Source organism: Paraburkholderia sp. Ac-20342 (assembly GCF_017104985.1).
Taxonomy (GTDB): domain Bacteria; phylum Pseudomonadota; class Gammaproteobacteria; order Burkholderiales; family Burkholderiaceae; genus Paraburkholderia.
Window position 1 is genome coordinate 1 of record NZ_JAAGPQ010000029.1, and the last position, 26,546, is coordinate 26,546.

27 protein-coding genes are annotated in these 26,546 nt (G+C 67.0%); 16 read left to right on the forward strand and 11 right to left on the reverse strand.

Translation table 11 applies throughout. The features are described from left to right. The 7 genes from G3N58_RS14145 to G3N58_RS14175 all read right to left on the reverse strand — a co-directional run. Positions 1–557, reverse strand: a 557-nt coding sequence (locus tag G3N58_RS14145) for a zinc-ribbon domain-containing protein (protein WP_205999439.1), incomplete at its 3' end; no start/stop codon positions are given. Between the two features lie 47 nt (positions 558–604). Next, positions 605–1,507: a 50S ribosomal protein L11 methyltransferase gene (gene prmA / locus G3N58_RS14150; protein ID WP_205999440.1), complete on the reverse strand. Its 903-nt coding sequence runs from the start codon at positions 1,505–1,507 to the stop codon at positions 605–607. A 3-nt stretch (positions 1,508–1,510) separates the two neighbouring features. After that, a complete protein-coding gene (accC, locus tag G3N58_RS14155; RefSeq protein WP_167048776.1) occupies positions 1,511–2,878 on the reverse strand; it encodes an acetyl-CoA carboxylase biotin carboxylase subunit in 1,368 nt (455 codons plus the stop codon). Positions 2,879–2,994: 116 nt separating this feature from the next. Beyond that, positions 2,995–3,468: an acetyl-CoA carboxylase biotin carboxyl carrier protein gene (gene accB / locus G3N58_RS14160; protein ID WP_167048778.1), complete on the reverse strand. Its 474-nt coding sequence runs from the start codon at positions 3,466–3,468 to the stop codon at positions 2,995–2,997. Between the two features lie 76 nt (positions 3,469–3,544). Further along, positions 3,545–4,000: a type II 3-dehydroquinate dehydratase gene (aroQ, locus tag G3N58_RS14165; RefSeq protein WP_167048780.1), complete on the reverse strand. Its 456-nt coding sequence runs from the start codon at positions 3,998–4,000 to the stop codon at positions 3,545–3,547. A gap of 208 nt (positions 4,001–4,208) precedes the next feature. Next, entirely contained in the window at positions 4,209–4,769 is a 561-nt protein-coding gene (locus tag G3N58_RS14170) for a TlpA disulfide reductase family protein (protein ID WP_167048782.1), read from the reverse strand. 22 nt (positions 4,770–4,791) lie between these two features. Then, positions 4,792–5,442, reverse strand: a complete 651-nt coding sequence (locus tag G3N58_RS14175; protein WP_205999441.1) for a UDP-N-acetylmuramate--alanine ligase — start codon at positions 5,440–5,442, stop codon at positions 4,792–4,794. Positions 5,443–5,610: 168 nt separating this feature from the next. On the opposite strand from G3N58_RS14175, the gene mpl reads away from it, so the two are divergent. From mpl to pyrF, 16 genes are all read left to right on the forward strand, one after another. Further along, positions 5,611–7,005: a UDP-N-acetylmuramate:L-alanyl-gamma-D-glutamyl-meso-diaminopimelate ligase gene (gene mpl / locus G3N58_RS14180; RefSeq protein WP_167285676.1), complete on the forward strand. Its 1,395-nt coding sequence runs from the start codon at positions 5,611–5,613 to the stop codon at positions 7,003–7,005. Continuing rightward, a complete protein-coding gene (locus tag G3N58_RS14185) occupies positions 7,002–7,628 on the forward strand; it encodes a YqiA/YcfP family alpha/beta fold hydrolase (RefSeq protein ID WP_205999442.1) in 627 nt (208 codons plus the stop codon). Before mpl ends, G3N58_RS14185 begins: the two co-directional genes overlap by 4 nt. 132 nt (positions 7,629–7,760) lie before the next feature. Beyond that, a complete protein-coding gene (locus G3N58_RS14190) occupies positions 7,761–9,905 on the forward strand; it encodes an RNB domain-containing ribonuclease (RefSeq protein WP_205999443.1) in 2,145 nt (714 codons plus the stop codon). Beyond that, positions 9,902–10,765 carry a shikimate dehydrogenase gene (gene aroE / locus G3N58_RS14195; protein WP_205999444.1) on the forward strand — a complete coding sequence of 288 codons (864 nt, stop codon included), beginning with the start codon at positions 9,902–9,904 and terminating at the stop codon, positions 10,763–10,765. The genes G3N58_RS14190 and aroE overlap by 4 nt, the downstream gene beginning before the upstream one ends. Before the next feature lie 5 nt (positions 10,766–10,770). Further along, positions 10,771–11,505 carry a monofunctional biosynthetic peptidoglycan transglycosylase gene (gene mtgA, locus G3N58_RS14200; protein ID WP_167048793.1) on the forward strand — a complete coding sequence of 245 codons (735 nt, stop codon included), beginning with the start codon at positions 10,771–10,773 and terminating at the stop codon, positions 11,503–11,505. A 387-nt stretch (positions 11,506–11,892) separates the two neighbouring features. Next, positions 11,893–12,879, forward strand: coding sequence for an IclR family transcriptional regulator (locus tag G3N58_RS14205; protein ID WP_205999445.1), 987 nt, complete (start codon positions 11,893–11,895; stop codon positions 12,877–12,879). Beyond that, a complete protein-coding gene (locus tag G3N58_RS14210) occupies positions 12,876–14,003 on the forward strand; it encodes a 2-dehydro-3-deoxygalactonokinase (protein WP_205999446.1) in 1,128 nt (375 codons plus the stop codon). Before G3N58_RS14205 ends, G3N58_RS14210 begins: the two co-directional genes overlap by 4 nt. A 48-nt stretch (positions 14,004–14,051) precedes the next feature. Beyond that, a complete protein-coding gene (locus G3N58_RS14215; protein WP_167285671.1) occupies positions 14,052–14,732 on the forward strand; it encodes a 2-dehydro-3-deoxy-6-phosphogalactonate aldolase in 681 nt (226 codons plus the stop codon). Then, positions 14,729–15,517: an SDR family oxidoreductase gene (locus G3N58_RS14220; protein WP_205999447.1), complete on the forward strand. Its 789-nt coding sequence runs from the start codon at positions 14,729–14,731 to the stop codon at positions 15,515–15,517. Before G3N58_RS14215 ends, G3N58_RS14220 begins: the two co-directional genes overlap by 4 nt. 122 nt (positions 15,518–15,639) lie before the next feature. Further along, positions 15,640–16,635, forward strand: a complete 996-nt coding sequence (locus G3N58_RS14225) for an arabinose ABC transporter substrate-binding protein (RefSeq protein ID WP_205990499.1) — start codon at positions 15,640–15,642, stop codon at positions 16,633–16,635. Positions 16,636–16,732: 97 nt separating this feature from the next. Further along, positions 16,733–18,313, forward strand: a complete 1,581-nt coding sequence (araG, locus tag G3N58_RS14230) for an L-arabinose ABC transporter ATP-binding protein AraG (RefSeq protein WP_167048805.1) — start codon at positions 16,733–16,735, stop codon at positions 18,311–18,313. A gap of 53 nt (positions 18,314–18,366) precedes the next feature. After that, positions 18,367–19,383, forward strand: coding sequence for an L-arabinose ABC transporter permease AraH (araH, locus tag G3N58_RS14235; RefSeq protein WP_167048807.1), 1,017 nt, complete (start codon positions 18,367–18,369; stop codon positions 19,381–19,383). A 41-nt stretch (positions 19,384–19,424) separates the two neighbouring features. After that, positions 19,425–20,225 carry an SDR family oxidoreductase gene (locus G3N58_RS14240; protein ID WP_205999448.1) on the forward strand — a complete coding sequence of 267 codons (801 nt, stop codon included), beginning with the start codon at positions 19,425–19,427 and terminating at the stop codon, positions 20,223–20,225. Next, positions 20,222–21,151, forward strand: coding sequence for an SMP-30/gluconolactonase/LRE family protein (locus G3N58_RS14245; RefSeq protein WP_205999449.1), 930 nt, complete (start codon positions 20,222–20,224; stop codon positions 21,149–21,151). Before G3N58_RS14240 ends, G3N58_RS14245 begins: the two co-directional genes overlap by 4 nt. A 335-nt stretch (positions 21,152–21,486) precedes the next feature. Further along, a complete protein-coding gene (locus G3N58_RS14250) occupies positions 21,487–22,548 on the forward strand; it encodes an aldose 1-epimerase (protein WP_167048813.1) in 1,062 nt (353 codons plus the stop codon). Positions 22,549–22,656: 108 nt separating this feature from the next. After that, complete coding sequence (gene pyrF, locus G3N58_RS14255; RefSeq protein ID WP_167048815.1) at positions 22,657–23,472, forward strand: orotidine-5'-phosphate decarboxylase; 816 nt, start codon at positions 22,657–22,659, stop codon at positions 23,470–23,472. 106 nt (positions 23,473–23,578) lie between these two features. Here the strand turns inward: pyrF and G3N58_RS14260 are convergent, their stop codons facing one another. From G3N58_RS14260 to thiL, 4 genes are all read right to left on the reverse strand, one after another. Continuing rightward, entirely contained in the window at positions 23,579–24,100 is a 522-nt protein-coding gene (locus G3N58_RS14260; protein ID WP_205999450.1) for a cupin domain-containing protein, read from the reverse strand. Positions 24,101–24,133: 33 nt separating this feature from the next. Continuing rightward, the gene (locus G3N58_RS14265) at positions 24,134–24,634 is read right to left on the reverse strand and encodes a CinA family protein (RefSeq protein WP_167048819.1); all 501 of its coding nucleotides are present in this window, start codon (positions 24,632–24,634) and stop codon (positions 24,134–24,136) included. 75 nt (positions 24,635–24,709) lie between these two features. Then, positions 24,710–25,282, reverse strand: coding sequence for a phosphatidylglycerophosphatase A (locus tag G3N58_RS14270; protein WP_205193291.1), 573 nt, complete (start codon positions 25,280–25,282; stop codon positions 24,710–24,712). After that, complete coding sequence (gene thiL / locus G3N58_RS14275) at positions 25,272–26,273, reverse strand: thiamine-phosphate kinase (protein WP_167048821.1); 1,002 nt, start codon at positions 26,271–26,273, stop codon at positions 25,272–25,274. Before thiL ends, G3N58_RS14270 begins: the two co-directional genes overlap by 11 nt. Positions 26,274–26,546: the final 273 nt, after the last annotated feature.

Genomic DNA, 26,546 nt, shown 5'->3' on the forward strand with positions numbered 1-26,546 from the left:
TGAGGCGGTTCGGCCGGTGGCGGCGGTTCGGCCGGCATGCGCCGCGCCGCGCCCGCAAGCCCGTCGTCTGACGGATAAGCAAATGGATCGGGCGGCGCATCGGCCAGCGTTGGTTCCTGATCTCGCGGCAGCGGCGCAGTGAAGCCGCCGGTGGGCAGTTCGGGTTCGCTGGCGCGACGGGTAGGAGAGGTCGGGGCGGTCGGGGCGGTGGACGGCGCGTTTTCGCCGCTGTCGAGCGGTAGCGGTGCGAGCTGCATGCTGTCCGCGTGATGACGCAGACGGCTATCGAGCGTGCTGCCGGACGCGGAGGCCCACGAGTCCCGCGCTTCGGCGCCGGGGTTTGTCTCAGGTGCGCCGGCCAGCGCCTCGATGGCCGACGCGGCGACCGGTCTGGCGGTGGAGAGGTCGCCGCCCCCGCTGACGTCGAACAGACTGCCCGAGGCGTCGAACACTTCCTGGCAATGTCCGCAGCGCACGAGGCCGCGGCGCTGCGCAAGCTGTGCCGGTTGCAGACGGAAGACGGTTTCGCAGAAGGGGCAACGCGTCGCCAGGAGCATATCGAGCCGTTGAGCCTGAGGCCGTTGGTTTGACAATACGCCTTATTCTAATGGCTTTCGCGGCGCGTTCCGGCGAGGCATACCCAGCCCTCGTGTTCGCGCCATACGCCGATATCGATCCAGCGCGCGTAGACCTGCGCGACTTCGTCCGCCTGGCGCGCGAGAATGCCCGACAGCGCGATGCGCCCGCCCGGCTTCACCTTCGACGCGAGCATCGACGCCATCAATTTCAGCGGATTGGACAGGATATTGGCGACCACGACGTCGAACTCGCCGGCGGGACACGCGTCGGGCAAGCCGTAGGTCACTTCGGCGTGGTTGCGCTCGCTGTTGTGGCGCGCCGACTCGACCGCCTGCGGATCGATGTCGATGCCGGTCACCGGATTCGCGCCGCACTTCTTCGCGAGAATCGCCAGAATGCCGGAGCCGCAGCCGTAGTCGAGCACCGACTGGCCGGCCTTGACCGACTGCTCGATCCACTCCATGCACAGGCGCGTGGTCGGATGGCTGCCGGTGCCGAACGCGAGGCCCGGGTCCAGTTCGAGCACGAGCGCGTCGGGGTCCGGTGCATCGTGCCAGGACGGCACGACCCAGATGCGCTCGCCGATCTGGATCGGATCGAACTGCGACTGCGTGAGCCGCACCCAATCCTGCTCCTCGACTTCGCGCACGCTGAACGACGGCGCCGCGTCGAGGCCGATTTCATTGGCCGCCGCGGTCAGCAGCACGGCCGGCTCGTGTTCCGGCGCGAGCAGCGCGATCACGCGCGAGCGCTGCCAGGCCGTGCGATCCGGCGTGAGACCGGGTTCGCCGAAGAGCGGCTGCTCGTCGGGCGTATCGGCGTCGGCGTCTTCGACCGAGACCGACAGCGCACCCAGGTCGAGCAGCGCGTCGGAGAGTTCCTCGGCGTGCTCGTGCGCCAGTTCGGCGACCAGTTCACGATAGCTCATGACTTACGCTTCTTCCGGCGCGACCTGCTGACGCGCGGCCAACCGGTTTTCGAGGTAGTGAATGCTCGTGCCGCCCTCGACGAACTTCGCGTCGAGCATCAGTTCACGGTGCAGCGGGATGTTGGTCTGAATGCCTTCGACCACCATTTCCGACAGCGCGATACGCATGCGCATGATCGCCTGCTCGCGCGTCGCGCCGTACGCGATCAGCTTGCCGATCATCGAATCGTAGTTCGGCGGCACGAAATACCCATTGTAGGCGTGCGAGTCGACGCGGATGCCGGGGCCGCCCGGCATGTGCCACGAGGTCAGGCGTCCCGGCGACGGCGTGAACTTGAACGGATCTTCGGCGTTGATGCGGCACTCGATCGCATGGCCGCGGAACTGGATGTCGCGCTGACGGAGCACGAGCTTCTCGCCGGCTGCGATGCGGATCTGCTCCTGTACGATGTCGACGCCGGTGATGAGTTCCGTGACCGGGTGCTCGACCTGCACGCGTGTGTTCATCTCGATGAAGTAGAACTCGCCGTTCTCGTAGAGGAACTCGAAGGTGCCCGCGCCGAGGTAGCCCATCTTCTTGCAGGCGTCGGCGCAACGATCGCCGATCCGCTCGATCAGGCGGCGCGCGATGCCGGGCGCCGGCGCTTCCTCGATCACTTTCTGGTGGCGGCGCTGCATCGAGCAGTCGCGCTCGCCGAGCCACAGCGCGTTCCTGAACGAGTCCGACAGCACCTGGATTTCGATGTGCCGCGGGTTCTCGAGGAATTTCTCCATGTAGACCTGCGGGTTGCCGAACGCGCGGCCGGCTTCCTCGCGGGTCATGTTGACCGCGTTGACGAGTGCCGCTTCCGTGTGGACCACGCGCATGCCGCGTCCGCCGCCGCCGCCCGCCGCCTTGATGATGACCGGATAGCCGATCTGGCGGGCGATTTTCACGATCTCCTTCGGATCGTCCGGCAGCGCGCCTTCCGAGCCCGGCACGCACGGCACGCCGGTCTTGATCATGGTCTGCTTGGCGGTGACCTTGTCGCCCATCATGCGGATCGTTTCCGGACGCGGGCCGATGAAGGTGAAGCCGGACTGCTCGACGCGCTCGGCGAAGTCGGCGTTCTCCGAGAGGAAGCCGTAGCCGGGGTGGATCGCTTCGGCGTCGGTGACTTCGGCCGCGCTGATGAGCGCGGGCATGTTCAGATAGCTCAGATTCGAAGGCGCCGGGCCGATGCAGACCGCCTCGTCGGCGAGCTTCACGTACTTGGCTTCCTTGTCGGCTTCCGAATAGACGACGACCGTCTTGACGCCGAGCTCGCGGCAGGCGCGCTGGATACGGAGCGCGATCTCGCCGCGATTGGCAATGAGGATTTTTTCAAACATAGCGGGTTTTCGACTCATCAATGGGCGCCGGGTCGGTCATGACGCCGGCTGCCGCAGAGGATCGGTCGCGCGCCTCGGAACGGGCGGCGCGCGGGCGGCGAATGGTGCGTGCCGCGTTAGCCGACCACGAACAGCGGTTGGCCGTATTCGACCGCCTGGCCGTTTTCGACGAGGATTTCCTTGACCACGCCGGACTTGTCCGATTCGATCTCGTTCAAGAGCTTCATCGCTTCGATGATGCAGATGGTCTGGCCTTCCTTGACCGTGTCGCCGACCTGCACGAACGGATCGGCGCCCGGCGACGGCGCGCGGTAGAACGTGCCGACCATCGGCGACGTCACGACGTGACCCTGCGGCGCGGCGGCTGCCGGTGCCGCCGCGGCGGCTGCCGTGGCGGCCGACGCTTCGCCCGCCGCGGCCGGTGCCGGCGGCGCGAATTGCGGAGCCGCGTACGAGGCGGACGGTTGCACGTAAACCGGCGGCGCATTCTTGACGATGCGGACCTTGCCTTCGCCCTCGGTTACTTCGAGTTCGGAGATGCCGGACTCCGAGACGAGGTCGATCAGAGTTTTGAGTTTACGTAGATCCATCAGGTTGCCCCTTTCAATGCGTAGTGTGCCGGCCCGTGCAAGCGCAGTAGCCGGCTCAAATTGGACGTGTTTGGATTCAGCCGCGCGGCGAGCCGGCCGCGAGCCGGTCGAGCGCGAATTCGAGTGCGTACAGATACCCCTTCCAGCCAAAGCCGTAAATCACGCTTTCAGCCAGGTCGGAGAAATACGAGTGATGCCTGAACGGTTCGCGGCGATGCACGTTCGACAGATGAATCTCGACGAACGGGATGCCGACCCCCGCCAGTGCGTCCCGAATCGCCACGCTCGTGTGCGTGTACGCGGCGGGATTGATCAGGATGAAATCGGTTTTTTCCGCACGGGCCGACTGGATGCGGTCGACCAGCGCGCCTTCGTGATTGCTCTGGAACGACGCCAGCTCGACGCCTGCGTCGGCTGCGCGGTCTGCCAGCGCCTGATCGATCTGCGGCAGGGTCACGTGACCGTAGACCTCGGATTCCCGGGTGCCGAGAAGGGTGAGGTTAGGTCCGTGCAGTACCAGCAGTCGCGTCATGGTCGCTTCTTTTTCCGTGGAATTGCGCGCACTTTAGCGCTGATTAGAGAAACTTGTCTAGTTTCGCGCGCGTACGGAGCGCTTGCCGGCGCGGCGCGTCACCGCGTGGCGGACTCATCTTCACTCAAATCCACGGGATTCTCGCGCATTTTTACTCGTTCCGCGCGAAATCGGGTACTAAAAGGCGGCAGCAAAAGAAACCGGGAATTTACAGCGTATCGAGCGTCTGACGGAGCGCCTTGGGGTCGATCTGTCCCAATTTTGTCGAGCGGATGTTGCCTTTTGCGTCGATCACGACGGTAAACGGCAAGCCGCCCGCGTTGTTGCCGAAGGCGCGCGCAAGGTCGGCGCCGCCGAAACCGGTCACGTAGATCGGATAGGCCACCTTGACCTTCTGCAGGAACGCCTCGATGTTCTTTTCCGAGTCGACGCCCAAGCCGACGAACTGGATGCCTTTCTTCTGGTACTCGCGCTGAATCTGCGACAGCTCGGGCATTTCCTCGACGCACGGCCCGCACCACGAGGCCCAGAAGTTGACGACGACCGGGTGTCCCTTGAGCAGGCTCAGCGACTGCGGCTTGCCGTCGACGCTCGTGACCGGCGCGGCCCACAACTGCTCGACCGCGCTCCGAGGCGTGTCGGACTGCGCGCCGCCCTGCGCCGCGTACGCGGCGTCGGCATCGCGATTGAACCAGTGATTGGCCAGCACTCCGCCGCCCGCGGCGACCAGCGCGACCACCGCGCTTGCCAGAATCCGTCTCGTGTTCATTGTCGCTCTGCTTTGTTTCAGTTCAGTTGGTGAAGGAGGTGATTGCGCCGTCGTCGAGCAGCGCCTGCACGGCCTGCAGATTGGCCCGTGCCGTGCGGCCGCGCGCATCGGCGCGTACCGCGCCGCGCAGATCGTCGGTTTCGTACAGCGCGACGTGGATGCCGACCGGCTCCGCGTCGCGCTCGTCCGCGGGGCGCCAGAGGAAGCTCAGTGTTTCGACGTAGCCGCGGCCCGCGAAATGCCGCGTTTCCGACACGTCGTACTGGACGTTCGCGTTCAGCAGATGAATCGCGACTTCCTTCGGGTTGTCGCAGAACACTTGCAGATGCACGTCCGAATGTTCGCCGGCCGTGCCGCCGAGCACCGCGCCGGTCAGATACGGATTGAACGGCGCGAGCCGCTCCATCCAGTCGACCGCGATCACGCGCAGCCGCCGCAGCAGCGCCGGCTGACTGTCGCCCTGAAACAGCGATTGATACTCGCGGATTTCCGCTTCGATCTGATCGTTGTCCGGCAGCCATTCGCCGGCAACACGACTCTCGCCGACGACCTGCCGGGCCGCTTTGCGTTTCGCGGTGGCGTAGTCCAGACCGTCTTCGGCAATCATGCGGGCAGCCGCGATGGCGATTTCCTCGCGCACGCGCTGCGGATCGAAATGTGATTTGCGGACCATCCGTCCATGATACTAGATCGAGGTTGGCGACGCGGTTCGGCGGGGCGCGGCGAACCGGCTGCGCGAGCCGCGTCGGTTACAATAGGCGTCCTTTGCAGACGGTCGTTCCGGCCGTCCTGCGGCACTCCCATCCCTCGCAAAAAAACGCCCGCGCGGCACGACAGGCTTATGCACATCCACATCCTCGGCATCTGCGGCACCTTCATGGGCGGTCTCGCGGTGCTCGCGCGCAACGCGGGCCACACGGTGACCGGCTGCGACGCCGGCGTCTATCCGCCGATGAGCACGCAGCTCGAGGCGCAAGGCATCGGCTTGATCGAGGGTTACGACGCGGACCAGCTGAACGGCCTGAATGCGGACCTGTTCGTGATCGGCAACGTGGTCTCGCGCGGTAATCCGCTGATGGAAGCGATTCTCGACCGTGGCCTGCCGTACGTGTCCGGTCCGCAATGGCTCGGCGAGCACGTGCTGAACGGCAAGTGGGTGCTGGCGGTGGCCGGCACCCACGGCAAGACCACCACGAGTTCGATGCTGACCTGGCTGCTCGAAGACGCGGGCCTGAACCCCGGTTTCCTGATCGGCGGCGTGCCGCTCAATTTCGGCGTGTCGGCGCGGCTCACCGATTCGAGCTTCTTCGTGATAGAAGCCGACGAATACGACACCGCGTTCTTCGACAAACGCTCGAAGTTCGTCCATTACCGCCCCAAAACGGCGGTGCTGAACAATCTCGAATTCGATCACGCCGACATCTTCCCCGATCTCGCCGCGATCGAAACGCAGTTCCATCATCTGATCCGCACGGTGCCGGGCCTCGGGCGCGTCGTCACGAACGGCCGCGAGGACGCGCTCGAACGCGTGCTCACGCGCGGCTGCTGGAGCGAGGTCGAGCGCTTCGGCGTGCAGGGCGGCTGGGACATGCAGCCGGCCGAACAGGGCGTGCCCGTCGACGAGCGCTTCGCCGTCTATCACAACGGCGAGCGCGTCGGCGTGGTCGACTGGCAGGTGCAGGGCGAGCACAACCGCATGAACGCGCTGGCCGCGATCGCCGCCGCGCGCCACGTCGGTGTGCCGCCCGCGCAGGCCGCGAAGTCGCTGTCGGGCTTTCGCAACGTGAAGCGCCGCATGGAAGTGCGCGGCAGCGTCGACGGCGTGACCGTGTACGACGACTTCGCGCACCACCCGACCGCGATCGAGACGACGGTGGCCGGCTTGCGCGCGCGCGTCGGCCGCGACAACACGCGGATTCTCGCGGTGCTCGAACCGCGCTCGAACACGATGAAGCTCGGCGTCATGAAAGCGCAACTGCCGGCGAGTCTCGCCGACGCCGACCTCGTGTTCGGCTACGGCGCGCCGGCCGGCCGCGACGCGCTCGGCTGGAATCTAGGCGAAGCGCTCGCGCCGCTTGGCGGCAAGGCGCAGGCATTCGCCGATCTCGACGCGCTCGTCAAAGCGGTGGTTCACGCCGCGCGCCCCGGCGATCAGGTGCTCGTGATGAGCAACGGCGGCTTCGGCGGCGTGCATCAGAAGCTGCTCGACGGCCTTGCCGCGCGAGGCGCGGCGTGATTCTCTATCTGCACGGTTTCCGTTCGTCGCCGAATTCGTTCAAGGCGCGCGTCATGGCGGCGCGGCTTGCCGAGCTGGGCCGCAGCGACGAATGGTGCTGTCCGATGCTGCCGGTGTCGCCGCTGGAAACGGTCGCGCTCGTCGAGTCGCTGGTGGCCGAGGCCCGCGCGAAGGGCGCGATGGCATCCGCCGCGAAGCCGGTGACGGTGATCGGCAGCTCGCTCGGCGGCTATTTCGCCACGCACCTCGCCGAAAAGCACGGCTGGCCGGCCGTGCTGCTGAACCCGGCGGTCGTGCCGCAGCGCGATCTGAGCGCCTATCTCGGCGAGCAGCCGTTGTGGCACGGCGGCGGCAGCATCGTCGTCGAGCCGCATCATCTGGATGAGTTGCGTGCGCTCGGCATCACGTCGATCACGCGGCCCGAACGCTATTATTTGATGGTCGCCACCGGCGACGAGGTGCTCGACTACCGCGAAATGCTCGCGCACTATCCGGGCGCGCGCACAAAGCTGATCGAAGGCAGCGACCACGCGATCAGCGAGTTCGCGCAATACGTCGACGACGTGCTGGCGTTTTGCGACGCCAGCCACGTCGAGCCGCCGGCGCCGCGTGAGGCGGCCTGAATTGACCCCGCGGGCGCGCGTATCGCGCCGCGGACCACTACCACGAACACGTTGCCGTGCCGCGCACGCAGTGACCGATCGCAGAACGGGATCGGGCGCGCCGGCAGATGCAAGTCAGAACGAGAGTATTGAGTGAACGTTTTCTTCGAGGAATCGGGCAGTTTCAAGGCCGGCAGCGTGCTGTCGCGCCAGGGCGATGCGTTTCAGGTCGAGTTGCCGGGCGGGCGGCGCGCGAAGGTGCGCGCGAAGGACGTGCTGATCGAATTCGAGAAGCCGGCCGCGGCCGAATTGATGCAGCAGGCCGACGCGCTCGCGCAGGAGATCGATCTCGATTTCCTGTGGGAATGCGCGCCTGAGGACGAATTCCCGTTCGCGACGCTCGGCGCCGAGTATTTCGGCGAGAGCTTCGGCGCGGCCGAACGCGCGGCGCTCGTGCTGCGCATGCATGGCTCGCCGGTGTATTTCCGCCGCAAGGGCCGCGGCATGTATCAGCGCGCGCCGCAGGAGCAGTTGAAGATGGCGCTCGCGGGTCTCGAACGCAAGCGCCAGCAGGCGCTCGTGCAGGCACAGTACGAAGACGAGCTGAAGGAAGGCCGTCTGCCGGAAGCGTTTACCGGCAACAAGGCGCTTGCGCTGCTCACGAAGCCCGACAAGAACACGATCGAATACAAGGCGCTCGAAGGCGCCGCGGCCGCGCGCGGCATTTCGCAGGCGCGCCTGTTGCTCGAATGCGGCGCGATCGCTTCGCCGCGTGCGCTGCACGAAGCGAAATTCCTCTCCGAGTTTTTCCCGCACGGCACCGGTTTCCCGGCGGTCGCCGCCGCGAACGTGCCCGACGATCTGCCGCAGGCCGACGTCGAAGCGTTCTCGATCGACGACATCACGACCACCGAAATCGACGACGCGTTCTCGGTCGAGCATCTGGCCGACGGCCGCGTGCGCATCGGCGTGCACATCGCCGCGCCGGCGCTCGGCATCCAGCGCGGCGACGAGGTCGACGCGATCGCGCGCGCGCGGCTCTCCACCGTCTATATGCCCGGCGACAAGATCACGATGCTGCCCGACAGCGTGGTCGAAACTTTTACGCTCGGCGAGGGCGACTATCGGCCGGCGCTGTCGCTGTATGTGATCGTCAATCGCGAGACGCAGGAGATCGTCGCGAGCGAAACGCGCGCCGAGCGCGTGTTCGTGAAGAACAACCTGCGCCACAACACGCTCGACGAAGTCGTCACCGAAGACGCGCTGGCCGAAGGCACGGGCGAGTATCCGCATAAGGACGACATCGCGGTGCTGTGGCCGTTCGCCCAGGCGCTGTTCGAAAAGCGCCAGGCCGCGCGCGCCGGCTATGGCTTGCGCCGCGAAGTGCAGCGCAATACCGATTTCAATTTCTACGTCGACGGCGAGCATGTCACGATCACGCCGCGCCGGCGCGGCTCGCCGCTCGACACGATCGTCGCCGAACTGGCGATTCTCGCGAACTCGTCGTGGGGCGCGTTCCTGCACGATCACGGCGTGCCGGGCATCTATCGCACGCAGCGCGCGTTCGGCGCGCCGAGCGGCCCGAAGCGCACGCGCATGCAGACCAACGCCGCGCCGCACGAAGGGCTCGGCGTCACGCAGTACGCGTGGAGCACCTCGCCGCTGCGCCGCTACGTCGACCTCGTGAACCAGTGGCAACTGATCGCCTGCGTACAGCACGGCGTGACCGCGAAGCTGGCCGCGCCGTTCAAGCCGAAAGACGCCGATCTGTTCGCGGTCGTGCAGGGCTTCGACGACACCTACACCGCGTACGCCGATTACCAGCGCCGCATGGAGTACTTCTGGTGTCTGCGCTGGCTCAAGCAGGAGAACCGCAAGCAGGTGGTGGCGTCGGTCGTGAAGGGCGATCTCGTGCGTCTCGAAGAAATTCCGCTGCTGCTGCATGTGCCGGGCCTCGGCGTGCATGCGCGCGGCACGCGTTTGCAGATGGAAGTCATGTCGATCGACGAGTTGACGATCGAAGCGTCGGTGCGTCTATTGCACGTGCTCGATGCGCCGACCGTGACGAGCGGCGCGGAAGCCGACGAAGCGGACGAGGGCGAGGAAGAACTGCTCGACACCGCCGACGATAGCGCCGCAAGCGAAGCCGAGGCCGAAGCCGAAGCGGGGCTCCCGGACGACAACCCCAACGGCGAGTCCGCGTCGGCCGAGGCAAACGGCGACGAGAACAACAATGGAAGCGACGGCGCAGCCAACCCCACGGACGCCGAACAACACCTCACGGAGCCGGGACGATGAGCGGCAATCAGACGCGCGACCGCTACGCGGTCATCGGCAACCCTATCGGCCATAGCAAGTCGCCGTTCATCCACGGACGCTTCGCGGCGCAAACCGGCGAGCCGATCGACTACGGTCCTCTGCTCGCCCCGGTCGATGCGTTCGTGCCGCACGTGCGCGCGTTCATCGAGGCGGGCGGGCGCGGTCTGAACGTGACCGTGCCGTTCAAGCTCGACGCGCATGCGTTCGCGACCACGCTATCGCCGCGCGCGGCGGCGTCCGGCGCCGTGAACACGCTGCGCGTCGACGCGGATGGCATCTACGGCGACAACACCGACGGCTTCGGCCTCGTGCGCGACATCGAGGTCAATCTCGGCGTGCCGCTGAAGGGCGCGCGCATCCTGCTGCTCGGCGCGGGCGGCGCGGCGCGCGGCGTCGTGCTGCCGATGCTCGACCGCGCGCCGCACACGCTGACGATCGTCAATCGCACGGCGGAAAAGGCCGAGGCGCTGGTCGAGCAGTTCACACAGGCCGCGCGCGACGCGCACTGCAATCTGGCGGGCGGCAGCGCGCGCGCGATCGAAGCGGGCCAGTACGACGTGATCGTCAACGCGACGGCGGGTAGCCTCGACGCGTCGCTGCCCGAGTGCGACGACCGCGCGTTCGGCAACGGCACGCTTGCCTACGACATGATGTACGGCGCGCATCCGACGGTCTTCATGGCGCACGCGGCGAAGCTCGGCGCGCGCGGCGCGGACGGTCTCGGCATGCTGGTCGAGCAGGCCGCCGAATCGTTTTACGTGTGGCGCGGCGTGCGTCCGGACGGCGCGCCGGTGCTCGCCGAATTGCGCGCGCTGCTGACGGCGTCGTCTCCCGCCTGAGCGCGATGACGGCGACGCGGCGCGTGAGCGGTTCGCGGGGCCAGTCCGGCCTGCTGCGCTGGCTCGCCTGGCTGATCGCCGTGTTTGCGATCGCCTGGCTCGCGACGCAGGCGTTCTACTTTGCGCAGATCGCGGTCTGGAACGTCGTCGATCCGCGTTCGACGGCCTTCATGCGCTCGGACGCGTGGCGTCTGTCGCAGGATCGGCCGGACCTCTCGGTGCAGCGCAGCTGGGTGCCGTACGAGCAGATTTCGCGCAATCTGAAGCGCGCGATCATCGCCTCCGAAGACGCGAACTTCGTCAACAACAACGGCTACGAAACCGACGCGATTCTGCAGGCGTGGGAGCGCAACAAGGCGAAGGGCCGCATCGTGCGCGGCGGCTCGACGATCACGCAGCAGCTCGCGCGCAACCTGTTTCTGTCGCGCGAGAAGAGTTACATCCGCAAGGGGCAGGAGCTCATCATCACGTGGATGCTCGAAACGCTGATGGACAAGCAGCGCATCTTCGAGATCTATCTGAATTCGGTCGAATGGGGCAACGGCGTGTATGGCGCCGAGGCCGCCGCGCAGTACTACTACAAGACCTCGGCGAGCAAGCTCACGGCCGCGCAGTCGGCGCGGCTCGCCGTGATGCTGCCGAATCCCCGATATTTCGACGAGCACCGCAATTCCGCCTATCTCGCGCAGCGCTCGCGCGTGATCGCGCGACGCATGGGCTCCGCCGAATTGCCCGAGTGAATCGCCGCGCGCCACTCGTGCGCGAGCGCCCCAAACCCTGTTTTCCCGCAGTCTGAAGCCCGCCGCGCGCGGGCTTTTTTGCGCCTGAAACCCACGCGTGCCAGGCATCGCTAAACACTTGATTGGCAACTAAAATCTCATTATTTGGACTCAACATTCACATATTGGTGATTCCAGAAAGTCGCCCTACAATCCAGCTCAACATGCACCGCGATCCGGAACGCTCAGCGCTCCGGCCACGCCGGTAGCAACAGCAAAAAACTGGAGACGAGGCTCACCATGCAAAGACCGCATCCTTGCGGCGTCGCAGGCATTCCTGCCGCGCACATCCCCGTCCTGTTCTCCAGTCCCGCGCGCTAAGCGCAACACCATCGAAAGCGAATCGCCATGAACAAAGCGATGCCTACCCACGCCGTCAACGTGTCCGAGGACGATCCCGCCGCGAGCGCCACGCCGCGCAAGGCCGACGCGGTCGGCGTTGCCGCCACCGCCAGCGTTGCCGCGAAAGCGTCGCGTCCCGTCGCGCGGCCGGGCACTGTCGACGGACTCGGGCTGCCCGTCACGCTGCTGGAGATCACGCCGCAGCAGGCCGGCACGCAGACGCTCCTGCGCGGGCTCGCGATTCTCGAAGCGGCCGCCGCCGGCGTGCGCGATCTGCGCAGCTTCGGCGCCGCGCTCGGCACGACGCGCAGCACCACGCACCGGCTCGTCAGCAGTCTCGTGCAGGCGCGCTATCTGCGGCAGGTGCAGGGCGGCTATCTGCTCGGGCCGAAGCTGATCGAGCTCGGCACGATCGCGCTCGAACAGATGCCGCTGACCGCCGTCGCGCGTCCGCATCTGGAATCGCTCGCCGAGCAGACGCTCGACACGATCCACCTCGGCGTGCGCGACGGCGACGACGTGCTGTACATCGACAAGATTCCCGGCACGCGCGGCCTCGAAATGCGCTCGCGCGTCGGCCATCGCATGCCGCTCGCGTCGACCGGCATCGGCAAGGCGATGATGCTCGACCTTGGCCCCGACGCGTGGCAGTCGCTGTTCGACGCGTCGCGCCGCGCGCTCGCGGGCGTCAGCTTCAAGCCCGACAACCGCCCCGACGCGCCGACCTTCCTGCAACGCATGACCCACTACGCGGCCGGCGGCTACACCTTCGATCTCGAAGAAAACGAAGCGGCGATCCGCTGCGTCGCGGCGCCGGTGCGCGACGCGTCGGGGGCGATCGTCGCGGCGCTGTCGGTGGCGAGCACGATTCCGTACATGCCGCTCGAACGCATGGACGAACTGATTTCGGTCGTGCAGCGCGAGGCGCGCGCGATCTCGGAAGAACTCGGTTGGCGCGCTCCGCAACCGGCAACCCGCAGGATCAAGCGATGACACGAGCGGGCACCGCCACCGTGGCGAACCACGAACGCGCCGTCGATAGCGGCATCGATAGCGGCGCCGACGCCATCGACTTCGCGCGCGCCGCGCTGATCGCGCTCGACTGGGGCACGACGTCGCTGCGTGCCTATCTGTACGACGCGCAGGGCCGCGTGCTGGCGACGTGTGCATCGACGGCCGGCATCATGAATCTGCCGCGCAGCGCGGCCGAAGGCGGCTTCGACGCCGCCTTCGACGATGCCTGCGGCGCCTGGCTCGCGCGTGCGAGCGGCGTGCCGGTGATCGCGGCGGGCATGGTCGGCAGCGCGCAAGGCTGGCTCGAAGCGCCGTACGTCGATACGCCCGCCAACGCCGACGCGCTCGTGGCCGGCATCGTCCGCGTGAAGGCGGCCAATGGCGCGACGCTGCATATCGTGCCGGGCGTGTTGCAGCGCGGCGATCTGCCCAACGTGATGCGCGGCGAGGAGACGCAGATTGTCGGCGCGCTCAGCGAAGACGCGGGCGCCGCGAACGACGCGGCCGGCGATGCGGCTAACACCGTGGCCAACACCGCGGCCAACCCCGCTCGCTCGCTGATTGGCCTGCCCGGCACGCACGCGAAATGGGCGGTCGTGCAGGCGGGACGCATCGAGCACTTCCATACGTTCATGACGGGCGAGGTATTCGCCGCGCTGCGCGAGCACACGATCCTCGGCCGCACGATGGTGACGCCCGACCGTCCGGATACCGAAGCATTCCTGCGCGGCGTGAGCATCGCGCGCGAAAACGGCCAAGCCGGCCTGCTCGCGACCGTGTTCAGTACGCGCACGCTCGGCCTCACCGCTCAGTTGCCGAGCGAAGCGCAGCCCGACTATCTCTCGGGCCTGCTGATCGGGCACGAGCTGGCCGGCCTCGACGCGGTGCTCGCGCAGCAGCAGGATTCGCTCGCGCGCCAGAGTCTGCGGCTGATCGGCAACGAGGCGCTGTGCGAGCGCTATCGCCTCGCGCTCGCGCAATTCGGCTGTCAGCGGGCGCAACTGGTCAAACATGCAACCGAGCGCGGCCTGTGGCGCGTCGCGAGCGAGGCGGGGCTCGTCGATCCGTCCGCCCGCGCTTCAAGTGTATCGAGCGCAGGCTAACGGGACGACCGACCGGCGACGCGACCGCACATTCAACAAGGAACCGACATGCAACCCCACATCAACCTGCCCGCGCCGTACATGCCGCACGCGGGACTGATCGCCGCGTTCGAAGCCTGTCCGCTGATCGCGATCCTGCGCGGCGTGACGCCCGCCGATGCGGCCGATCACGGCCAGGCGCTCTACGAAGCCGGTTTTCGCATCGTCGAAGTGCCGCTCAATTCGCCGCAGCCGTTCGACAGCATCGCCGCGATCCGCAAGGCGCTGCCGGCCGATGCGATCGTCGGCGCGGGCACGGTGCTGCATCCGGTATTCGTCGACGAAGTCAAAAAGGCCGGCGGCGAACTCATCGTGATGCCGCATAGCGACCCCGAGGTCATCCTCGCCGCGAAGGCGCGGGGCCTCGCGTGCGCGCCCGGCGTCGCGACGCCGACCGAGGCGTTCATCGCGCTGAAAAACGGCGCGGACGTGCTGAAGATGTTCCCCGCCGAGCAGCTCGGCAGCCATGTCGTGAAGGCCTGGCGCGCGGTGATCGCGGCGCAGGTGCCGCTCGTGCCGGTCGGCGGCATCACGCCGGACAACATGGAGCCGTTCCTGAGCGCGGGCGCGAACGGCTTCGGGCTCGGCTCGGCACTCTACAAGCCGGGCCAGAGCGCGGCCGTGACCGCCGCGCATGCGAAGGCGTACCTCAACGGCTTGCGGAGCGCCCGCGCGGGCGCGAAGAAATGAACCGGCTCGCCGGCAAGGCCGCTCTCGTGACCGGCGCCGGACGCGGCATCGGCGCGGCGATCGCGCTCGCGTTCGCGCGCGAGGGCGCGGCGGTCGTGCTGGCCGAACTCGATCTCGACGCGGCGCAGCGCACGGCCGCGCGGATCGACGCCGAGGTTGGCAGCGGCGCCGGTGCACGCGTGCTCGCGGTGCAGACCGACGTGACGCAGGCGGCCTCGGTGCAGCATGCGGTGAGCGTTGGCGAACGCGCTTTCGGCGCGCTCGACGTGCTCGTCAACAACGCGGGCATCAACGTGTTCTGCGATCCGCTGACGATGACCGACGCCGACTGGCGGCGCTGCTTCGCGGTCGATCTCGACGGCGTCTGGAACGGCTGCCGCGCGGTGCTGCCGGGCATGGTCGAGCGCGGCGCGGGCAGCATCGTGAATATCGCCTCGACGCACGCGTTCAAGATCATTCCGGGCTGCTTTCCGTACCCGGTCGCGAAGCACGGCGTGATCGGCCTTACGCGCGCGCTCGGCATCGAGTACGCACCGCGCAACGTGCGCGTGAACGCGATCGCGCCCGGCTACATCGAGACGCAATTGACGCACGACTGGTGGAACGGGCAGCCCGATCCGGCGGCGGCGAAACAGGCGACGCTCGACCTGCAGCCGATGAAGCGCATCGGCCGCCCGGAAGAAGTGGCGATGACCGCGGTGTTCCTCGCCTCGGACGAGGCACCGTTCATCAACGCGAGCTGCATCACCGTCGATGGCGGGCGCTCCGCGCTGTATCACGACTGAAACCGTCTCGCCGCAACGGGACGGACCGAACCCGGACGACGCGCTGGCCGCGTGTGTCAGACCGGTACAAGAAGACGCGGCCGATTACCTTCTCGTTATCAATTAGTCAGGAGACACGCATCATGAAACGTAGAATTTTCCTCACGCTGGCAGCGGCGGCGGGTGTGCTCTTCAACGCACCGGTCGTGCAGGCCGCTGATCAGGTCAAGATCGGCTTCCTCGTGAAGCAGCCCGAAGAGCCCTGGTTCCAGGACGAATGGAAGTTCGCCGAGATCGCCGCCAAGGAGAAGGGCTTCACGCTCGTGAAGATCGGCGCGCCGTCGGGCGAGAAGGTGATGAGCGCGATCGACAACCTCGCCGCGCAGAAGGCGCAGGGCTTCGTGATCTGCACGCCCGACGTCAAGCTCGGGCCGGGCATCGTCGCGAAGGCGAAGGCCGACGGCCTGAAGATGATGACGGTCGACGACCGTCTCGTCGACGGCGCGGGCAAGCCGATCGAGTCGGTGCCGCATATGGGCATCTCGGCGTACAACATCGGCAAGCAGGTCGGCGACGGCATCGCCGCCGAAATCAAGAAGCGCGGCTGGGACATGAAGGACGTCGGCGCGATCGACGTGACCTACGAGCAGCTGCCGACCGCGCATGACCGCACCACCGGCGCGACCGACGCGCTGGTCGCCGCGGGCTTTCCGAAAGCGAACGTGATCGCCGCGCCGCAGGCGAAGACCGACACCGAAAACGCCTTCAACGCCGCCAACATCGCGCTCACGAAAAACCCGCAGTTCAAGCACTGGGTCGCTTATGCGTTGAACGACGAAGGCGTGCTGGGCGCGGTGCGCGCCGCGGAAGGCCGCGGCTTCAAGGCCGACAACATGATCGGCATCGGCATCGGCGGCTCGGACTCGGCGTTGAACGAGTTCAAGAAGCCGCAGCCGACGGGCTTCTACGGCACGGTCATCATCAGCCCGAAACGCCACGGCGAGGAAACCTCGACGCTGATGTACGACTGGATCACGCAAGGCAAGGAACCGCCGAAGCTCACGCTGACGACCGGCATGCTGGCGACGCGCGACAACGTCGGCGAAGTGCGCGAGAAGATGGGCCTCGCGGCGAAGTAAGCGTGGTGCTTGCGGTGAGATGAAGTACGCCGCCGGCGCGCCGTTTTTCCTGCCATCGGGCAGGGCGGCGTGCCGGCGGCAGGACATAGGAGGCGAAGTGTCAGCGACGCTACGTTTTGACAATATCGGCAAGGTTTTTCCAGGCGTGCGCGCGCTCGACGGTGTGTCCTTCGACGTTCACGCGGGCCAGGTTCATGGCCTGATGGGCGAAAACGGCGCGGGCAAATCGACGCTGCTGAAGATACTCGGTGGCGAGTACCAGCCCGATTCGGGCCGCGTGATGATCGACGGCAACGAGGTGCGCTTCGCGAGCGCGGCGGCCTCGATCGGCGCCGGCATCGCGGTGATTCACCAGGAACTGCAATACGTCCCCGACCTCACGGTCGCGGAAAATCTGCTGCTCGGCGCGCTGCCGAACTCGCTCGGCTGGGTCAACAAGCGCGAGGCGAAGCGCTTCGTGCGCGAACGCCTCGAAGCGATGGGCGTCGCACTCGACCCGAATGCGAAGCTGCGCAAGCTGTCGATCGCGCAGCGGCAGATGGTCGAAATCTGCAAGGCGCTGCTGCGCAACGCGCGCGTGATCGCGCTCGACGAGCCGACCAGCTCGCTCTCGCACCGCGAGACCGAAGTGCTGTTCAAGCTCGTGCGCGATCTGCGCGCCGACAACCGCGCGATGATCTACATCTCGCACCGCATGGACGAGATCTACGAGCTGTGCGACGCCTGCACGATCTTCCGCGACGGCCGCAAGGTCGCCTCGCATCCGACGCTCGAAGGCGTGTCGCGCGACACGATCGTGAGCGAGATGGTCGGGCGGGAAATTTCGGACATCTACAGCTATTCGGCGCGGCCGCTCGGCGAGGTGCGCTTCGCGGCGAAGGCGATCGAAGGCCATCCGCTCGCGCAGCCGGCCAGCTTCGAGGTGCGGCGCGGTGAGATCGTCGGCTTCTTCGGACTGGTGGGCGCGGGCCGCAGCGAACTCATGCACCTCGTGTACGGCGCCGAGCACAGGAAGGGCGGCGAGCTGCTGCTCGACGGCAAGCCGATCAAGGTGCGCAGCGCGGGCGAAGCGATCCGGCACGGCATCGTGCTGTGCCCGGAAGACCGCAAGGAAGAGGGCATCGTCGCGATGGCGACGGTCGCGGAGAACATCAACATCAGTTGCCGCCGCCACTATCTGCGCGCGGGCATGTTTCTCGACCGCAAGAAGGAAGCGGAAACCGCGGACCGTTTCATCAAGCTGCTCAAGATCAAGACGCCGAGCCGCCGCCAGAAGATCCGCTTCCTGTCGGGCGGCAACCAGCAGAAGGCGATTCTGTCGCGCTGGCTCGCCGAGCCCGATCTGAAGGTCGTGATTCTCGACGAACCGACGCGCGGCATCGACGTCGGCGCGAAGCACGAAATCTATAACGTGATCTATCAGCTCGCGGAGCGCGGCTGCGCGATCGTGATGATTTCGTCGGAATTGCCGGAAGTGCTCGGCGTTTCGGACCGGATCGTCGTGATGCGTCAGGGCCGCATTTCCGGCGAGCTTGCGCGCAAGGACGCGACCGAGCAGTCGGTGCTGAGCCTCGCGCTGCCGCAAAGCTCGACCGCGCTGCCTGATGACATAAACGCGAACGCGAGCACGAACGCAAACGCAAGCGCCGCCAACCAGGGCGGGTCGCGCGCGGCCTGAACCTTATCTGGACGCAAGTCCACAACCCGTGAGGAACGGGAGGAGTATCGAACATGCAAGCCAGAGAAAACCTCGCGCAGCAGGCCGCCAAGAGCGCGGCCGATGCGCTGATTCCACAGCCCGGCGACAAGGCGAAGTGGTGGCAGCAGATCACCGAGTACAGCCTGATCGTGATCTTCGTCGTGATGTTCATCACGATGTCGCTGACCGTCGATCACTTCTTCTCGATCGAGAACATGCTCGGCCTCGCGCTGTCGATCTCGCAGATCGGCATGGTCGCCTGCACGATGATGTTCTGTCTCGCGTCGCGCGACTTCGACCTGTCGGTCGGCTCGACCGTCGCGTTCGCCGGCGTGCTGTGCGCGATGGTGCTCAACGCGACCAACAGCACGTTTATCGCGATCGTCGCGGCGGTCGCGGCCGGCGCGGTGATCGGCTTCGTCAACGGCGCGGTGATCGCCTATCTGCGCATCAACGCGCTGATCACGACGCTCGCGACGATGGAAATCGTGCGCGGCCTCGGCTTCATCGTCTCGCATGGCCAGGCGGTCGGGGTGTCGTCGGATACGTTCATCGCGTTGGGCGGTTTGACGTTCTTCGGCGTGTCGCTGCCGATCTGGGTCACGCTGCTCTGCTTCATCGTGTTCGGCGTGATGCTGAACCAGACCGTGTACGGCCGCAACACGCTCGCGATCGGCGGCAATCCGGAAGCGTCGCGGCTCGCCGGTATCAACGTCGAGCGCACGCGCGTCTACATCTTCCTGATCCAGGGCGCGGTGACCGCGCTGGCCGGCGTGATCCTCGCGTCGCGTATCACCTCGGGGCAGCCGAACGCGGCCGAAGGCTTCGAGCTGAACGTGATCTCGGCGTGCGTGCTCGGCGGCGTGTCGCTGCTCGGCGGCCGCGCGACGATCTCCGGTGTCGTGATCGGCGTGCTCATCATGGGCACGGTCGAGAACGTGATGAACCTGCTCAATATCGACGCGTTCTATCAGTACCTCGTGCGCGGCGCGATCCTGCTCGCGGCCGTGCTGCTCGACCAGTTGAAGAATCGCGGCGCGCGCGACTGATTCGCTTTCACCTCATCTCACGCTCATAAAGGAACCGAACGATGTCGTCTCCGGCCAATGCAAACGCGAGCCTCGCGGATACCGCCTACGCGCGCTATCCGAGTCTCGCCGATCGCACGGTATTGATTACGGGCGGCGCGACCGGCATTGGCGCATCGTTCGTCGAGCACTTCGCGGCGCAGGGCGCGCGCGTCGCATTCTTCGATATCGATGCGAGCGCGGGCGAAGCGCTTGCCGATCGGCTCGGCGATTCGCAGCACAAGCCGCTGTTTCTCGCCTGCGACCTGACCGATGTCGACGCGCTGCAAACAGCGATCGCCGACGTGAAGGCCGTTTGGGGCCCGATCCAGGTGCTCGTCAACAACGCGGCGAACGACCGGCGTCACCAGATCAGCGAGGTGACGCGCGAGTCGTTCGACGCGGGCATCGCCGTGAATATCCGCCATCAGTTCTTCGCGGCGCAGGCCGTGATGGAGGACATGAAGGCCGCGCGGAGCGGCTCGATCATCAACCTCGGCTCGATCAGCTGGATGCTGAAGAACGGCGGCTATCCGGTGTACGTGATGTCGAAGTCGGCGGTGCAGGGTTTGACGCGCGGCCTCGCGCGCGACCTCGGCCACTTCAATATCCGCGTCAATACGCTGGTGCCGGGCTGGGTGATGACGGACCGGCAGAAGCGCCTCTGGCTCGACGACGAGGGCCGCCGGCAGATCAAGGAAGGCCAGTGCCTCGACGCCGAGCTGATGCCGGCCGACCTCGCGCGCATGGCGCTGTTTCTCGCCGCCGACGACAGCCGCATGATGACCGCGCAGGACGTCGTCGTCGATGGAGGCTGGGCATGAGCGCCGCACCGGATGTGCAACGCGCCACGCTGCTGCTCGACGCGAAGTGCGAGCTGGGCGAAGGCGCCACCTGGTGCGCGCAAAGCGGCCGCCTCTACTGGACCGACATCGAAGGCGCGCAACTGCGGCGCTACGATCCGGCCACCGGCCGCAGCGAGTCGTTCGGGATGCCCGAGCGACTCGCGACGTTCGCGCTGTGCGCGAATCCGCGCTACGTGCTGGTCGGTCTCGCGTCGCATCTCGCGTTTTTCGATCTGGAAAGCGGCACGACGCAGCGTATCGTCGATGTCGAAGCGGACCTGAACACGCGCCTGAACGATGGCCGCTGCGACCGGCAAGGACGCTTCGTGTTCGGCACCAAGGACGAGAGCGGCACGCTGCAGCGAGTGGCGGGCTTTTACCGGCTCAATCGCGATCTGTCGCTCGAACGCCTGCCGTTGCCCGCGCCGGCGATCTCGAACAGCATCGCGTTCAGCCCCGACGGCGCGACGATGTATTACTGCGATTCGCCGACGCGTGAGATTCGCGCGTGCGACTATCGCGCGGACGGCAGCATCGCCAACGATCGCGTGTTCACGCGCCTGACCGACGCGCACGGCTTGCCCGACGGTTCGAGCGTGGATAGCGAGGGCGGCTTGTGGAACGCGCAGTGGGGCGGCGCGCGCGTGGTGCGCTACGGTCCCGACGGCGTGGAAACCGAGCGCGTCGAGGTGCCGGCCACGCAGCCCACCTGCGTCGCGCTCGGCGGTTCGGCGTTGGGTCAGGCAGGCGGCAAGGCCGCGCTCGACACGCTGTACATCACGAGTGCGTATGCCGAGCTCGATGCGGCGGCGCGCGCGGCCGATGCGTTCGCGGGCGGCGTATTCGTCGCGACGCTGGCGCGGCTCGGCGTGCCCGAGCCGCTGTTTCAGGGTTCGCCGGCATAGCGCGCAACGATGCGGTGCCGGCCGCGCGCCGGCGCCGTGCCCGTGAAGGCGGAGTCGCCAGCGGAAGTCGACGTCGCGGTGCCGGTGCGGTGCGTGGGTTCGGCGCGTAGTTCGGAACGTAGCGAGCATGCCGCGTCGCCGTGGCGAACCGCGATCGGAATCAGACCAGGCAGTAGCGGCAATAAATCGGCAATGAAGCAGCAATAAAGCAGCAAGCAGCAACAAATCGGCAGCATGTAGTTCGTTCGGACCCGAGGCGACCCAGTCATAAAAAATCGCCCGCAGCATCCGTCAGCCCTGACGGCAATGTCCCACGCCTCTCGATGGAGCCAGATATGACTGTTGCGAATCTCGTTTCAGCCTCATCCCCTACCTCGCAGACCCGGCGCTCGCGCCTCGCCGCGGCGGCCAATCCCGTGCTGGCGGGGCCGAGCACGTCGGCGGTGGCGGTCGGCGAAGGCAGCGCCGGCGATATCGCCTGCGTCACGCTCGCCAACGCGCATTTGCGGCTCGACGTTGCGCCGACGCTCGGCGGCGGCGTGACCCGCTTCGACTGGCGCGACGACGGCGCGCTCACGCCGATCTTCCGGCGCTGCCGGCATGTCGGCGCCGACACGCAGCCGAACCAGCTGGCCTGCTATCCGCTGCTGCCGTACTCGAACCGGATCGGCGGCGGCCATTTCAGCGTGGCGGGGCGGCGCGTCGACGTGCCGCGCAACCGCGCCGACGAGCCGCTGCCGATTCACGGCGACGGCTGGCTCTGTGCCTGGCAGGTGCTCGACGCGGACCGCGAACACGTGCGTCTCGCGCTCGACCGCAGCGACGGCAAGCCCTATGCGTTCCGCGCGACGCAAACCTATACGCTCGACGGCCCGACGCTCGTCGTCGAACTCGAAATCGAAAACGCCGGGCGCGAGACGCTGCCGTTCGGGCTCGGCGTGCATCCGTTCTTCGTGCGCGACGCGGACACCGAACTGTCGGCGGCGGCCGGCGGCCTGTGGCTGTCGGGCGACGACTGGCTGCCGGTGCGGCACGTGCCGGCGCCGCCCGCGTGGCAGTTCGGCGTTGCATATCCGCTGCCGGAGACGATCGTCAATCATGCGTTCACGGGCTGGAGCGGCCAGGCGGCCGTGGTGTGGCCGAAGCGCCGGCTGTCGCTGAACATCGCCGCCGACACCGACTACTACGTGCTGTACACACCGCCCGGCGAAGACTTCTTCTGCTTCGAGCCGGTCGATCACCCGATCAACGCGATGAATCTCGCCGGTGGCGCGAGCGAACACGGCATGACGCTGCTCAAGCGCGGCGAGCGCCTGACGCGCCTGTTTCGCTTTACGGTCGAGCGCACGGGCTTGCGTTCGATGCCGGGCGGGCGCCGGGCGCGGCGTCGGCAATAAGAGGCGGCGGTTACGCCGCGACCGGGCACGGGCGCTATCGCGGGCGTCACACAATCCGCAGGTAAAATACGCGCCTCTTCCGATTACCGGCTCGCCGCGAGACCCACCATGTCCCATTTCATCCAGACACTCAACGACGCCTGGCGGCGCACCAACTCGCTGCTGTGCGTCGGCCTCGATCCCGAGCCCGGCAAATTTCCAGGCGCGCTCGCGGGCCGGTCCGATGCGATCTTCGAGTTCTGCCGCACGATCGTCGATGCGACCGCGCCGTACGCGTCGTCGTTCAAGCCGCAGATCGCCTACTTCGCCGCGCATCGCGCGGAAGACCAGCTCGAACAGCTGATCGCCCATATCCACGCGAATCATCCGGGCTTGCCGGTGATTCTCGACGCGAAGCGCGGCGACATCGGCAGCACCGCCGAGCAATACGCGCGCGAGGCGTTCGAGCGCTACCGGGCCGACGCGGTGACGGTCAATCCGTACATGGGTTTCGATTCGCTCGAGCCGTATCTCGAACACGAGGGCAAGGGCGTGATCGTGCTGTGCCGGACCTCGAACGCGGGCGGCTCCGATCTGCAATTCCTCGAAACGGGCGGCCGTCCGCTGTATCAGGTCGTCGCTCACCTGGCGGCGGACAAGTGGAATGCGAGCGGCCAGCTCGCGCTCGTGGTCGGTGCGACGTTCCCGAAGGAAATCGAGGTGGTGCGCGGGATTGTCGGCGAGATGCCGCTGCTGATTCCGGGCATCGGCGCGCAGGGCGGCGACGTGCAGGCGACCGTCACTGCCGGGCGGACCGCGAACGGCACGGGGATGCTCATCAATTCGTCGCGCGCGATCATCTACGCGGGTAAGGGCGAGGACTTCGGCGAGGCTGCGGCGCAGGCCGCGAAGACAACGCGCGACCGGATCAACGCGTTCCGCTAAGGCGCGAGGGGCAGTTTGGGCTGGGCGCGAGGGACGGAAGCGTGGGCCAGAAGGGCGACCCAGATGTATAGGCCGGAAGCCGCAAGGGCTGCTTCCTGAAAAACCGTCAGGCCGCCGGCGCGAGCCGCCCGATCAATGCCGCATGTTGCGGATGCCGCGCCTTCAGTGCCTCGGCGTCCGCGAGTTCGAACTCGCTGAATTCGAAGCCCGGCGCGACCGTGCAGCCGGCGAGCGCGAACGTCGCCGGGTCGGCGCACTCGGCCGCGAACCACAAGCCGGCCGGCACCACTGCCTGAAACACGGTGCCGGGATGCGTGAGCGGATTGCCGAGCCGATGCGTGACGAGCCCGCCGTGGCCGTCGAGCACGTGGACGTTCAGCGGCGCGCCGGCGTAGAAATGCCAGATTTCGTCGGAGCGGATGCGGTGCCACGCCGAATGCGCGCCGTCGCACAGCAGGTAGTAGATCGCGGTCGAGGCCGAGCGCGTGCCGCCTCGCTTGGCCGGCTCGCCGTCGCGCAACACGCGAGCGGCCGAGCGGTAGGTTTCCGAGAAAAATCCGCCTTCAGGATGCGGCTTCAGATCGAAGCGGCGGATCAGTTCGTTCGTCACCGCCCGCGAATTGCTCATATCTCGCCCGTCAGTTCGCCGTTGGCGCGAGGCTCAGTGCTCGCGCTCGTCGAGCAGCGCGAGCACGCCGCGCAACGCGTGGGCCGCGGCCTGCACGCGAACCTGCTCGCGATCGCCCTTGAAAATTTTCGTTTCGACCGAGGTGTGCAGCCGGTTGCTCCAGCCGAACGAGACCATGCCGACCGGCTTGGTCTCGGTGCCGCCGCCGGGCCCCGCGACGCCGGTAATCGACAGAGACACCTGTGCGCGGCTGTTGCGCAGCGCGCCCTCGGCCATCGCGCGCGCGACCGGTTCGCTGACCGCGCCGTGCTTGTCGATCAGTTCGGCCGGCACGCCGATCATTTCGCTTTTCGCCTGGTTCGAATAGGTGACGAAGCCGCGCTCGAACCAGCCGCTACTGCCGGAAATGTCGGTAATCGCGGTCGCGACCATGCCGCCGGTGCAGGATTCGGCGGTGACGAGCATCAGGCGCTCGTCGCGTAGACGATTGCTCACGCGGATCGCAAGCTGATGAACGACGGAATCGGTAGGCATGGCGTCAATCCGGAAAACGGCGCCGGCGGTGAGGCGCGGCAAGGGGCGATGGCCGGGCGGCGGTCGGACCGAAGTTCAAACCGACATGCGCCACAGCGCGATCACGAGCAACGTAAAAAATGCGGCGATCAGGTCGTCGAACATGATGCCAAAGCCACCTTTCAGACGGCGGTCGAAATAGCCGATGGGCGGCGGCTTCACCATGTCGAAGAAACGGAAGATGACGAATGCCCACACCTGGCCGGTCACGGTGGCCGGCGTGACCATCAGCAGCACGAGCCAGAACGCGACGATTTCGTCCCACACGATGGCCGACGGGTCTTCGACGCCGAGCCGCCTCGCCGTAAAGCCGCACACCGCGATGCCGCCGACGAAGCCCGCGACGATCAGCACGCCCCATTCGATGACGGTCAGATAGCGGCTCAGGACGACGAACGAGGCCCACGCGAACAGCGTGCCGACCGTGCCCGGCGCGACCGGCGAGAGGCCGCTGCCGAAACCGAGCGACAGGATATGCAGCGGATGCGACAGCATGAAGCGCGCGGTGGCGCGGCGCGGTTGCGGCCTCGGCGTGCGCGGTTCCGGCGCCCGCGGCTGCGGGCTGCCGGAGAGGTCGTCGGCGGGGCCGAGCGGGTGGTCATTCTGCATGAAAGTGATCGAAACCTTGCAACGTCAGAGTGAGCGGCGCGCCGGCCGCATTGCGCCACGCGATGGCCGGGCGGTCGGTGGTTGCGTCGAGAGCGCTTATTGTACCGATGCGGGTGACCGGCACGGCGGCCTTCTGCGCGGCGGCTTCGACCGCCGCGCGCGCGGTGGCGGGCGCGGTGAAGCAGAGCTCGTAGTCGTCGCCGCCCGCGAGCGTGCAGCGCCGCTGGATCTCGGGAGCGAGACGGCGCAGCGCGTCGGAGCGCGGCACCGCGTCGACGTCGACGCTCGCGCGCATCGACGAGCGTTCGAGAATGTGCATGAGATCGCCCGCGAGGCCGTCCGACAGGTCCAGCGCCGCATGCGCGATGCCGCGCAGTGCGAGGCCGAGCGCGACGCGCGGCTCGGGGCGCTCGAGGGCGTGGCGAAATGTCGCGGCGTCGCTGGCATGGGCCGTCCACTCGCCGCGCAGCACGCCGAGCCCGGCGCGGGCGTCGCCGAGCGTGCCGGAAATCCAGATGTCGTCGCCGGGCCGGGCGGCGTCGCGGCGCAGCGCGGCGTGCGGCGGCACGCTGCCGAATACGGTGAGGCACAGATTGAGCGGCCCGCCCGTCGTATCGCCGCCGATCAGTTCGCAATCGTGACACTCTGCAAGTGCGAAAAGCCCGTTGCTGAATGCGGCGAGCCACGGTTCGTCGGCTTTCGGCAGAGAGAACGCGAGTGTGAACGCCTGCGGCTGTGCCCCCATCGCGGCGAGATCCGACAGGTTGACCGCCAGCGCCTTGTGACCGAGTGCCTCGGGGTCGACATCGGCGAAGAAATGGCGGCCTTCGACCAGCATGTCCGTCGAAATCGCCAGCATCTCGCCGGGACGCGGCGCGAGCAGCGCGCAATCGTCGCCGATGCCGAGCGCGCTGCCCGTGACCTTGGACGAGCGCAGGTTGGCAGCGCGGCGGGCGAAGAAACGGTCGATCAGCGAGAACTCGGAAAGCATGATGGCGGAAGATGGAATAAGAATACTTCTGGAAGGCAGTGGTTTGGCGGTTTTTGGCGGTGTATTTCAGTCAGGTCGCATACGCGGCGCGCCCGGCGTGAGTGCTGCTTGTGGCTTTCGTTTCGTATCACTGCACGTCGGCGCGTGGCTGGCCTCTGGCGTTCCGCTCACCTCTTTCATCAGACGGACAAGGCAGGCCGCATCGGCCTTTCACGCCGTTTCAGTCGCGGCTGTCGTGCCCGCATTGAAGGAATGCCGTAGGCAATTGGGGCT